The following is a 12,784-nucleotide window of genomic DNA, read 5'->3' as shown; positions in this document are numbered from 1 at the left end:
GTGAGTAATCAAATCGCTATGAAGCTATATTACTTCTTTGTGCCTTCCATTAATTTGAATTACAATAATGCCCGACCAATTTTTTCCGCTCCAAAGCGCACGACATCGGTTACCGGTAAACCGGTTTCTTTCTCTATCTTTTCAATAACCTGAAGTGCCTCACTTTCATTGAGTTTACTTGTGTTCACGGCAATTCCGACCGTTTTTGCCTTTGGAAAGGAGCCACAGGCATGTGCTACGGCCTCATTCAATTTTATGACTTCATTAAAGGGAGGGATTTTTATATCGGTTACATCACGTAAGGTTGACATTTCCCCTCTATGACATAAAATAAGATGTGTAGGGCAACTTCCCCGCATTAAGGGCAGGGTTGCCGTGCTTCCCGGGTGCAATAATGAACCTTGTCCTTCAATGAAAACGATATCCTTGTCCTGGGCCTCAAGGACCAAATGTTCAACAGCACCACAAGCTTGATCAACTTTGATCGCATCTAAAGGAATACCCTTGCCTGTGACGGTTATACCGATTTGGCCCGTAGCAAGAAAATCAGAGGAAATCCCTTGTTCCCTAATCCATTTATAGACTTCCAGGCCTGCGGTCATTTTACCCACGGCCATATCAGTCCCTACCATAAGTACCCTTTTGTTGGTCAAAGCACTTGCCCTTGCCCTAGCAATGGCGTAGTCGGTCAATGGCTTGCGTACATCCCAAATAACCTGTTCGGGTTTATCGGTATTCAAAAGATGGGCAAAACGCTCACCAAGAAGATCATGAAGTCCATTTACCAATGACATACCCAATGTCAATGCCTTCTCAACATCGTTGACCCAGGTATCGGGTAGCTTGCCACCTGTTGGGGCCAGTCCTAAAACCATGACTTCCGCACCCATCTCTATGGCTTTCCCTACTGAGGCAACAATCGGGATTTCGAAAGGTTGGTCTATGACCTCATTCACTTTTTTACCCGAATAATCAGAATCGATGACACATACAATCGGGTTTTCCGAATAACGCATAACCCCATACCCCATTTTGGCATAAATGGAGTCTAAATTACCTTCCATATAAATGGCCAATTTCTTTTCTTTTCCTATCATAATCTAAAATTCTTCTTTTAAAATAGCTCCATGACCGTAGCGTTCTGTTGGCATAATCACCCCATCTATCATTTGTGCACCTGAAAAAGGATCGGGGTCCAAATTAAGGTGGGAATCCAAATCCACATGGTCCAAAAGTCCGGTTATGGCCGCTCCTGCCGATATGGATAGCGAGGATTCCCCCATACAGCCTATCATGGTCTTAAGACCAAAGGCTTTGGCCGTGGCAATGATTCTCAGGGCCTCTGTTAGACCACCGCATTTCATCAACTTTAAATTTACCCCATCGACCGAATCGGCCCATTGGGGAATGTCGGATGAAAAATAGCAGGACTCATCCACAAAAATAGGTAGCGGTCTGTTTTTGAAAATGAAAGGAAGGTCTTCTTCCCTTCCATGAACCAAAGGTTGTTCCACATAATCGGTGCCTAGATCGACCAACCACTTCATCATATGAATAGACTGGTCAACATCCCAACCACCATTGGCATCAACGCGTAATCCAACATTATAATCCTTTGTACTTTCTTTAACTTGCGAAAACATGGCTTTATCAGCTTCAATGCCATCTTTAGATCCCAATTTCACCTTTAAAAAACGCACTCCCGTTCCTTCAAGTAATAATGGAATGCGTTCTTTTACGACTTCAGGGGGATTTATCCCTATGGTCACCGAAGTGGCCACTTTGGGCAAGGGAATTCCGAATAGTCGGTATAAAGGTAGCTTGGCCGTTTTTGCCAGTTGGTCCCACATCGCAATATCCAAAGCGGCCAACACGCACATAGGTAAACCGAATTCCCTCCCCTTCTCATAAATTTCAGTTATGGATAGTTGATCTATTCCGGTATTGAAAAACTGCTCAAGTAACTGTTGACCTTCTTCGGCGGATTCATTTCCAAGGGTAGAAGATGGTGCCATTTCACCCCAACCGGTAACTCCGTTCTTGGTTACCCCCACAAAGAGGTTGTCCGATCCGGTGACCAATCCACGACTAATTCGTAGCGGAAATCTTTTTTTTAAGTGAATTGTTTTGAATATAAGTTTCATTTCTTCAATTGTGTTGTTTTATTTTGTTCAGCAGCTGCTGGGTAATTCGTACCCTTCTAAATTTTTTAGGACAATGTATTGGCTTTTAATAGATTACTTTCCTAGCAGGGACTTGCCGCTGTTTTTGATGAAATAAAGTTTGAAATTACAATATGAAACCTCAGTTATCCAAATAAATTACCTAAGATTTAACTTATAAAGTTACGATATAACAACCTTTGCTATTTTTGTAATTAGATGCCCATAAAAGAACACCAACATTTTAAACTTTATAAACCATTTGGGATGCTCAGTCAAATATCCTCCAATGAGGCCCGGCAGCATCGCACCAAACGGTTTTTGGGTGAATTATATGATTTTCCTGAAAGAATTATGCCCATTGGAAGATTGGATGAAAAGTCTGAGGGATTATTGCTTATGACCACTGATGGAAAATTGAGCGATACGATCAACCGTTCTGGAACGGAAAAGGAATATTATGCCCTGTTGGATGGTGAAATTACCACAAAAGCCATGGAAACGTTACAAAAAGGTGTCGAAATCGGGTTTGAAGGAAAAAGATATACAACAAAACCATGTAAAGTAAAACCCCTAGCAGAACCCCGATTTTTACCCGATGCCAATAAGAAAATTAGAATTGGCAGGCATCGTCCCAACTCCTGGATCGGTATCACCGTAACTGAAGGTAAGTTTCGCCAAATACGAAAGATGACCGCTGCCGTTGGTTTTCCAACGTTACGGCTGGTCCGGGTTCGAATAGGTCCTGTTTATTTGAAAGGACTTAGTGAAGGGGAGGTTGAAGCAATCGACACTTTAACTGCTATGTAGATCAACCTTTTATTCCAAGCAGTTTTCGAAATTGCCTTTTCTCCCATTTATAAAATCGACACCATTTCTTTCTAAGATATTCGATATTTGTTTTAAACGTATCCATAAATTTTTTTATATCGTATAAGTAACGATATAGGTTCATTTGTTACTTAAAAAACGAATTATTTTCCTAAATCCTCATTTAAGAAATAGTCCATCATGGCATGTGCGGATACTTCACCTTTTTGTCGAATGAAATCCCTAGGGGTGTCATCGCCTATTTCATAGGTAATGCCAGTTGCCCCGAATTGTCGGTTGAACCATGCACTAGAGGTTGGCCGTGTTCCCTTGCCTGGACTTTCGTTAATATCCTCGATCTGCAGGTCGGTTTTGATCTGTTGCAGCCATGTTTTTGTAAAATCGGGTATTTTACGTTTCACCGATTCATCGGGTGTATAGTACACATCATAAAAGGTGCTATGAAAGTCCAGCCCCAATAGTACATTATTTTTATGTGCTTTGGTTTCCCTGACCATGTGGCCAGCGATTTGCACAATTTCCGGTTGGTTGTAAGCACTCCAGTCCCTATTCAGGTCTATTCCCCCGGTATTGTGCCTGTAATGTCCCAAGTCCACTCCATCTGGATTCATTAAAGGGTACACCATAACCCTGTATTTTTCCAAAAATCCATTGGTTCCACCCTCGGCGATAATGGTTTCAATAAAAGCTTTCATGGCAAAAAAGCCTGTAACCTCAGGTGGATGTTGCCTGCTTATAACGATTATGGTAGGCTTTTTATCATAGCTGCCCTTCGTAATGTTCATATGGAACAAAGGTCTGTTTTGGGCACTTTTCCCTACATCATTAGCCGTTACGAAACTGTTTTGTGCGATTGAATCAATCCATTGTCCAACACGTTTGGTGTCCTGTATTTCTTGGGCGGCGACCCAAAGGGTATCCTGATCTATTTTCAGGTTTATTTTTGCCGATGTACTATCGATTCCTAAATGAACAAAGGAGGAATCCAAAATTTTCCAATGTTCACCATCCCTACTGATTTTAGGGGAATAGCGATGTTTGTGATCACCGTATTGTAAATCAACATCGATATGCTTTGTCTTGTTCGACCAAATTTTAAAGGCATACCAAGGGCTTGGATTGATCGGTGAATTTTCCGGATTTATCGTGGCAGCGTACAGACTATCGTTTATCTTCTCGAATTTGTTCAAACGTGCGGATGGAAAATCGTTGGTCACCCCCACTTCCCCATACATGAACGTGCCTCTTTCTTGATAATCGATGGGTCTTGTCTTAGTATCCACCGGATTGATATACGTATGATTTTTCAGTTTTTTGTATTGTCTTGGGGAAGAACATGAAGCGAGGATAACAGCAAATAGGACGATGCTTAAATATTTCATGGAAATAGGGTTATTTATTCTATATTTAGTAAATCATCGGAATTTGTCAGTAAAACCCGTTGATAAAAACAAGATAGCCAACACATTTGGAACCACAAGAGAAAAATACTAAAAAGTTTGGTACGTTCGGAGGGGTTTTTACCCCGACCTTACTGACCATTCTTGGTGTTATTATGTACCTACGCCTTGGATGGGTGGTCGGTAATGCCGGACTTTTGGGCGCTTGGCTTATAATTATAGTTTCATTCCTGATTACCCTCTGTACCGCCTTGTCCATGTCGGCGATAACGACCAATATCAGAATTGGTGCCGGTGGCGCATATGCGATCATCTCACAGGCCCTTGGATTGGAAGTTGGTGGTAGTCTGGGAATTCCGAGGTATGTTTCCCAAGGATTGGCGGTAACCATGTACATTTTTGGTTTTAGGGAAGGATGGTTGAGTATCTTCCCGACGCATGATGCTTTTCTTATAGATATTATCGTTTTCGCTGTATTGCTGACTATTGCGTACATCAGTGCGGATTTGGCTATAAAAACACAGTTTTTCATCATAATCATCATTGTTCTCTCATTGTTCTCAATAGTTTTGGCGGCCTACCATGGATCTATGTACATACCTACGGAAGAAGCAGTTCGTTGGGGAACCTTTAAAGGGTCTATAGAAAATGGATTCAATGGTAGTGACTTTTGGTTGGTTTTTGCCGTATTTTTTCCTGCGGCCACGGGAATCATGGCAGGGGCCAATATGTCGGGAGAGCTCAAGAACCCTAAAAAGAGTATTCCCCAAGGGACACTCTGGGCCATAGGTGTAAGTTTCGTTATTTATATGCTTTTGGCATTTTGGCTGGCACGTACCGCCTCGGAACAAGAATTGATTACCAATTATAATGTAATCGTTGAGAAGTCCTATGTGGGGCCGCTTATTATTGCCGGTATATTGGGTGCGACCTTTTCATCGGCATTGGCATCTTTAGTTGGTTCTTCAAGGATCCTATTTGCTATGGGGGAACATCGCGTGTTACCGTATGGTGAATTTCTCTCAGGTAAAAGTGCGAATGGACAACCGAGAAATGCAATGATCGTTACGGGAATAGTCATTTTCGGTACCATGCTCTTACGTGATCTTAATGCCATAGCCCCTTTGGTTACATTGTTCTTCTTGATTACTTATGCTATGATCAATATTGTGGTGATCATTGAACAACGATTGGGTCTCATAAGTTATAGACCTATTTTCAAGGTTTATAAATGGATTCCCTGGTTGGGGTTATCTTCTTCCGTTTTGGCGATGTTCATTATTAATCCGACCATAAGCCTTTTTTCAATAAGTATCGTTTTTGTTGTTTATTGGTTTTTATCACGACAGAATTTGGAAACTCCTTTTGAAGATGTAAGATCCGGATTGTTCGTGTCATTTGCGGAATGGGCGGCAAAACATACCTGGGGAATGAAAACCATGCAACAAAGGGCATGGAAACCCAATCTGATGGTGCCCATTAGGGATATTAGTGGCGCTAAGGGGAATTTTCAATTCCTGCGGAATATAGCGAAGCCTAAAGGGTCTATTAAACTTTTGGGGATAGAACCTTTTTCGGAAGACGATGGCTTTCGGAATAAGCTGGCCGATTTATCCGAATCTTTTCGGAACAAAGGGGTTTTTTCTTCATGGACGGTTATTCATAGCGATGATTTTGCACAAGGGGTCAATTACGGCAATCAGGCGTTGCAAGGAGCTTTCTTTAAACCCAACATTGTGTTTCTTAATTTACAACAACATGATGATTATGAGACCGAATTGCGGCCCGTGATCAAAGAATGTATTCGATTGGAAATTGGCGTTCTCTTATATTTGGCCCATCCAAAGGCTCAATTGGGCCAACGGAATATGATCAATGTTTGGGTGAGGGACAGAAAGGATAATTGGGATTTGGGCTGGGATATCGGTAATCTGGATTTGTCTATCCTTGTAGCTTATAAGCTCAAGAAAAACTGGAGGGCCAATATTAGATTGATCATCGTTATCGATAATGAGACAGAGCGGGAAAATGCCCAGCAATTCCTTGAAACTTTGATCAACTTGGCCCGCTTGCCCCAAACCCTTACAAATGTGTTTGTTGGGGACTTTAAGGAAATCGTAGAAACGGCACCTTCAGCCGATTTGAATATTTTCGGAATGGAAGCCAATTTGCGATTCGGGTTCGTGCAGGAATTAAGTGAAAAAACAGGAAGTTCCTGTCTTTTTGTAAAGGATTCAGGACACGAAAGTATTTTGGCATAACCAATCCCAAACCATCGAATCCGAATTATTTCAACATCAAGTATTGTATATTTAGAATACTTACAGGAACAATCGCCATATTTGAGCCACTAAGAAAGTAACTACAAATCCCATGATTACCGGTAAAATTGATGCGATGACTGTCCACTTGGTACTTTTGGTTTCCTTATAAATGGTATAAATCGTAGTACTGCAGGGATTATGCAACAAACTGAACAACATTAGGTTTACCGCTGTCAATAGCGTCCATCCGCCAGCTCTGAGGATATCGCCGGTTGCACTTGCTGATTCCAATTCGAACATTACCCCTGCTCCTTCCCCACCTGAAATACCGGTTACCAATACCGTCAGCATCAATATGGTTGGGATTACGATCTCATTGGCGGGTATCGCTACGATATATGCGACCAAAATCACCCCGTTCAATCCAAAAAGGAAAGCAAATCCGTCAAAAGAATCGATCATCCATGCGGCAATACTCAAATCCCCAATATGTATATTTGAAATCAGCCAGATCACGGCACCGGCAGGTGCGGCAAATACAATAGCCCTCCAAAGTACGATCAATGTTCTGTCAATGATCGAGGTGTAAATGGTTTTCCAGAATCTCGGTGGACGATAGGGTGGTAATTCAAGGTTAAAGGTAGAGACCTCTCCCTTTAATACGGTTTTTGACAAAGCCCACGAGGTCAGAAACATAAAACAGATACCAAGCACGGCTACACCTATTACCGCTCCCAAGGAGGCGATGCCAGACATAGAGGATGGTACCACGGCACCGATAAAAATGGTAGCGATCAATATCTGTGTTGGCCAACGACCATTACAGAGTGAAAAATTGTTGGTGATAATGGCAATCAACCGTTCTCGGGGACTGTCGATAATACGGGTAGCAACCACCCCTGCGGCATTACAGCCGAAACCCATACTCATGGTTAGGGCCTGTTTACCATGGGCCCCGGATAATTTGAACAAATGATCCAAATTAAAAGCGATTCGGGGCAAATATCCAAAATCTTCCAAAAGGGTGAATAATGGAAAAAATATGGCCATCGGAGGCAACATTACCGCAATGACCCATGCAACGGCCAAGTAAACACCATCGATCAAGAAACCATCTAACCACCAGGGCATTCCAACAGATGATGCAAAGCTTTTTAAAGCAGGGTGAACAGTGTTCAACAATAATTCGGCTAACATGGCCGATGGGTAATTTGCACCTATGATGGTCAGCCAGAGAACGAAGGCCAAAATAAGGAACATCAATGGGAATCCCCATACTTTACTTGTAACGATCTTATCTATCTTCGCATCTAATCGGAGTCTTTTATTACCATTTTCCTTATGAACGGCCCCTTTTACGATTTCTGCGGCATCAGCATAAATACCCTCGGCCAAGTTATCGTGGAATTCATCCCCGATCTGCCATCTTAGGTCGTTCGACAATGCAATGATATTATCTATATTTTTCTGCTTCATGAGATGTATTCTTCAAATTCACCTGATTTGAGTAGTTCAATAATGTGTTGGTCCCCTTCCAAAAGTCGAAAAGCGATCCATCTGCTGTTTGGGATGTCCGGATATTCCTTTTTTATTTCCTCACTTAATTCCTCAACTGCATTTTCAATATTCTTTGGAATGTTCTTAATACGATGGGGCCTGCAGACGATGGCGCCACTTGCAACCTCACTAATGGTTTGGATCAATTCGGGTATACCTTCATTGAACCTGGCGCTGGTGGGTACCACGGGAATGCCCAAATCCCTTGCCAAGGAACGGGTATCTATCTCTATTTTGTTGCGTTTGGCCTCATCCATAAGATTTAGACATAGCACGGCACGATCGGTAATCTCCAATATTTGTAGCACCAAGTTCAGGTTTCTTTCCAATCGGCTTGCATCAACAACGATCACCGTTACGGTTGGCCTGCCAAAAAGAATGAAATTACGGGCTACTTCTTCATCTTCAGAGGTAGATAATAAAGAGTAGGTACCTGGTAAATCCACTAATTTGTATTTTTCCTTATTGTATTCAAAGCCACCTTCTGCCCTGGTTACGGTCTTGCCCGGCCAATTACCCGTATGTTGACGTAGACCGGTAAGGGCATTGAATACCGTACTTTTCCCCGTATTCGGATTACCCGCCAAAGCAATAACATGGTCATAAGCGGTAGTGTTTACCCCCAATTTTTTTAAACCGGCCTCATTAAAATGGGCACAGCTTTCGCATGCACTTTTTGGTTTTACTTCCATGGCCTATTTTTTTATTAATATTTTCGATGCCTGATTGTTTCGTAAAGCGATACTTGTTCCTTTTATCAAATATGCCTTGGGCTCTCCCAAAGGATTCAAGAGGTCAATACTGACCTCGGCACCTTTAACGAATCCCAGATCCAATAATCGTCTTCTACTCTCTCCCCTTAATTCCTTCGAAATACCAATGATTTTGGCCATTTCGTTTTCCTTTAGGATATTCAGGCGTAAAACGTCCTCTTCAAAGGCGACATCCTTCTCTAGGACGGACACCGTTATGTTCCCTGCCATGATCGGAGCTAATTTAAAAGCTTCCCCTTCGGAATGGAAAACGATACGTTCCGATGATTTTTCAACGATGCGAATGATGGATCCTATATGGATGTTTTCTGCCAATATTTGTTTATAAATGATATCCGGTTTATCCTTGATGTGAATGATCCGACCTATGGTATTCACCTTTAAATCGGATACCGGAACCCCTTTTAGTTTGGCCATTTTACCCGAGATGGTAGGTATTGGATCACCATGGGGGTCAAATTGGGGATTTCCCAAGGTGTTGGCCAAGAGATTGGTATCATCCATAGTTAACTCATGCTCCTTACGTTCTGCCCGTTGATGCCATTCAGATTTATTGAATCCGGTCTTTTCTGCAAGATAACGTTCCCATAATCTATGGGCCCGTATGATTCGCAGGGCATAATCACTGCCTGATTTCGTCAATCTGACAATGTCGCCTTCCATTTTTACTAAACCAAGTGTGGTCATTTTATTGATGCTTTCAACTACCATTTGCTCATCTTGCTTTAAGGTTCGGACAACATCGTTGATATTCAGGAAATTGCTGGCATTCTCATTATGGTATAGACGCTTTAGAATATCTTCCGCAATAACTTTATCAGTAGCACGTGAACTATTTTTTATAAACCAATACCAACCGCGGTTAGGTCTAAAAAACAGATAGCCCAAAAGACTCAGACCAAGAAATATCAAAAGAGCAATAAGGGGGTTATAGGTGTTCATTGGTTTTTTATATAAAGGTTTTTGGCCACATTGCCTGAAATAGTGATTTGCTTTGTGTCGCTACTAATAGTGAACGAATTGTCGAAAGGTTCTATATCCAGAATCTTGATATTGTCACCAATGGTAATATTGATTTTGTTCAAGTATTTCAAAAAATTGTCAGAGGCATCCTTTACACCAATCAAAATACCCTCTTCATTAATGTTTAAATCGGCAAGGATAATACTTTCCGATGTGACTATTTTACCGTTGATGTTGGGGATTGGATGCCCATGGGGATCCCGGGTCGGGTATTCTAAAAAAGCATCTAATCTATTGGTTAAGGTCTTGGACTGAATGTGTTCCAGTTGCTCGGCAATGTCATGTACCTCATCCCAATTGTAACCGAGTTTTTCAACTAAAAAGGTCTCCCATAGCCGATGTTTCCTAACTATGGTCATAGCAATGGTTTCCCCTTTTCTTGAAAGCCTTGCGCCTTTGTACTTTGTATAGTCGACCAATCCCTTATTTGAGAGTTTTTGGAGCATATCGGTAGCTGAAGATGCCTTTGTCTTCATCTTTTTCGCAATGGAGTTGGTACTCAACAATTCGTGGGTTTCTTCCCCTAATGCATAGATTTCCTTTAAATAGTTTTCTTCGGCCTGGGATAACATGGCTATAATTTTTGGCAAAAATATAAAATATTTTTAGGCTTATCTAAAAAATGGGTTAAAACCATTCAATTTTGTGCTAAAAAATATTTAATCTAAACTGTAGAAATTGAGTCCTAAAATTACCCGAACAAATAGTTAATGTCTTTTTTAGGAATAAAAGCCTATGTAATACTTAAGGGTTATGGGGCAGTATACACTGGGAGTCAAGATTCTTGAGTATAAATTGAAAGTTATCCATACTTTCTTGCATCACCTGTGATGTATCGGAATGGCATTGCAAACACGCCCCGACCAAAAGCATCTGTTTCTGTTCCTTAATACTCAGCGGTCTAAAATCTGTACGTGTCGTATTTATTTCATTCTGATTTTTCATATTCAAAAAGCCTACCCAAGCATCTTCAGGTAAACCGTCATTAGGATTTTTAGCATATTCAGGGGAAAATTTCCATTGTCCGGATCCTGTTGATGTGTCATAGGTTAATTTGCCATTGCCATAACCCAATGCCTCCGGGTTTGAGTGGCAAGATTTACAGTCCCTTACCGCTTTTGTAGTGGTATGGGGTGAATTTGGTGCGTACAAACGATGAAAAACGACATCTTCCCCCTTCCGGTTATTTTCAAAACTGCCTTTGTCTATGGTCATTATCATTCCGGGAATGGCTGGTTCATACTTTTTACCTTCGCTAGATTCCCTTACCCCCAACGATGGATAAGAGGTCAAAAATTCAGCAACATGCTCTACCCATTGGCCGGTAACTTCTTTTTTATCCAATAGGTCAAAACCATTAGGGTCGTTTTTATCAAATACATTATGGCAACCGATGCATTTATTCGTCCAAGAGGAATGGCAAGTCGCACAAGCAAGCTCTTTATGTGCATTATCCCTGGAGCAGCTATTGGATCGTGGTTTCAGTTCATGCAATTGCCCATCTTTTTTTCCAATAAGAAATGCTTGGTCACCTTCTACATAGGTGTTTACCAACGGATGCCTATCCTTTTCAGCGATAAGAATCAGTTTATCTGCATGGGAATAGTTTCTATGCATATAAACCAAAAGGGACTCTTTATCTAAAGAGTCATAAGGAATAGTTAGTGGTTTTTCTTTATAATGACAATCGGAACACTGCAATGTAACGGCCTGTTCTTCATGGGTATATAACTTGCCAGTACCCATAACTTCATGACTGGAGTGGCAATCAACACATAACATATTGTTGGTATGGTGCACATCGGCCTCTTTTTTGGCATAGACCCTTAAATCTTCCAGAACCCTGTAATTCTCCTTGTTTTTAATCTCCTCCTCATCCAGCAGGGTTTCTTGCCACCCCTCGTAATTTGTGGAAATTCTACTCGATCTACTATGGCAACCGAAGCAATGTTGATCATTAACGAATATATCCGTTGAAGGGTGTATTTTAGGTAAGTTCTTTTTATTTGTAAACAGGTAATCGTTCAAGTCGCTATGTGCTTCGTCTGAGTAGTTTAAGTGACATGCAATGCAGCCACCTCCCCTACTCAAGGATGTAATTTCACCTAACTCTGTTTTTTCCGCACCCAAGTGGCAATTTGCACATAAATCCCTCAAGTGTTTTTCTGAGGGTGTCGACTTTATATCTTGAATATGGTAATGGTCGTTTGGTGTTTCCGCTTCACCAAAAATATATTTGTCAACCGCAACGATACCACTATTCGTTGTCATCAATGAGGCTTCCACCTTGGAAAGTTCACTTGGGTGGCATTTACCACAGGTTTCCGTTGCATTGCTTAAATTGCCTGGGATAAGTACCATGCCCTGATGTGATTTGATCTTGTCCGTTTCCGCACCATTTCCAAGGTGACAACTGACACATCCTATAAACTGTGGATTATGATAATCTGAAAATCCTTTTGAGTCGCTATGGCATTGTAAGCAACTCTCTTTGGCCGGTGAAATATCCACATATTCCGTCGTGGTTTCAGTTTCAATTTCGTCAACTCCTTGATATTTAATGTACAACAGTGAAACAAGACTGATTGCGATTACGGATGCAATTGCAATTTTCTTTATGGTACTCAAGGAATTTTGCCTCATAAGACAAGGTTTTCAATCCCAAAAATACAATATTAATTAGTGTTAAAGTGCATCCTTATGTAACAATTGTTACACTTAACTTACTGTAAACATGACAATTATCATTAATTGGTGGTTTGTTCCCATGTAAA

The 12,784-nt window shown here is 41.3% G+C and carries 8 protein-coding genes and 1 pseudogene; 2 read left to right on the top strand and 7 right to left on the bottom strand.

All coding sequences use genetic code 11. The annotated features are described in order from the left end of the window. Positions 1-59 precede the first annotated feature (59 nt). Positions 60-1,097, bottom strand: coding sequence for an N-acetyltransferase DgcN family protein (locus GJ691_RS07610; protein WP_154365457.1), 1,038 nt, complete (start codon positions 1,095-1,097; stop codon positions 60-62). 3 nt (positions 1,098-1,100) lie between these two features. Next, the gene (locus GJ691_RS07605; protein WP_154365455.1) at positions 1,101-2,144 is read right to left on the bottom strand and encodes a dipeptide epimerase; all 1,044 of its coding nucleotides are present in this window, start codon (positions 2,142-2,144) and stop codon (positions 1,101-1,103) included. Between the two features lie 237 nt (positions 2,145-2,381). Here GJ691_RS07605 and GJ691_RS07600 point away from each other — a divergent pair, with 237 nt between their 5' ends. Then, positions 2,382-2,972, top strand: a complete 591-nt coding sequence (locus GJ691_RS07600) for a pseudouridine synthase (RefSeq protein WP_154365453.1) — start codon at positions 2,382-2,384, stop codon at positions 2,970-2,972. A gap of 164 nt (positions 2,973-3,136) precedes the next feature. On the opposite strand, the gene GJ691_RS07595 is transcribed toward GJ691_RS07600, so the two are convergent. Beyond that, positions 3,137-4,375 (bottom strand): M14 family metallopeptidase, encoded by a 1,239-nt coding sequence (locus GJ691_RS07595; RefSeq protein ID WP_154365451.1) that lies wholly within the window; start codon positions 4,373-4,375, stop codon positions 3,137-3,139. Between the two features lie 86 nt (positions 4,376-4,461). On the opposite strand from GJ691_RS07595, the gene GJ691_RS07590 reads away from it, so the two are divergent. Next, a complete protein-coding gene (locus GJ691_RS07590) occupies positions 4,462-6,654 on the top strand; it encodes an amino acid permease (RefSeq protein WP_154365449.1) in 2,193 nt (730 codons plus the stop codon). Positions 6,655-6,714: 60 nt separating this feature from the next. On the opposite strand, the pseudogene feoB reads toward GJ691_RS07590, so the two are convergent. The 4 genes and pseudogenes from feoB to GJ691_RS07570 all read right to left on the bottom strand — a co-directional run bounded on the left by feoB (position 6,715) and on the right by GJ691_RS07570 (position 12,653). After that, positions 6,715-8,906 (bottom strand): annotated as a pseudogene (gene feoB, locus GJ691_RS07585) (ferrous iron transport protein B). 3 nt (positions 8,907-8,909) lie between these two features. Further along, positions 8,910-9,929, bottom strand: a complete 1,020-nt coding sequence (locus tag GJ691_RS07580; RefSeq protein ID WP_154365447.1) for a metal-dependent transcriptional regulator — start codon at positions 9,927-9,929, stop codon at positions 8,910-8,912. Then, entirely contained in the window at positions 9,926-10,600 is a 675-nt protein-coding gene (locus tag GJ691_RS07575; RefSeq protein ID WP_343033469.1) for a metal-dependent transcriptional regulator, read from the bottom strand. Before GJ691_RS07575 ends, GJ691_RS07580 begins: the two co-directional genes overlap by 4 nt. A gap of 154 nt (positions 10,601-10,754) precedes the next feature. Then, entirely contained in the window at positions 10,755-12,653 is a 1,899-nt protein-coding gene (locus GJ691_RS07570) for a hypothetical protein (RefSeq protein WP_154365445.1), read from the bottom strand. Positions 12,654-12,784 lie beyond the last annotated feature (131 nt).

This window comes from Maribacter luteus (assembly GCF_009674825.1).
GTDB lineage: Bacteria > Bacteroidota > Bacteroidia > Flavobacteriales > Flavobacteriaceae > Maribacter_A > Maribacter_A luteus.
This window is presented reverse-complemented; position numbering and strand designations above follow the sequence as displayed.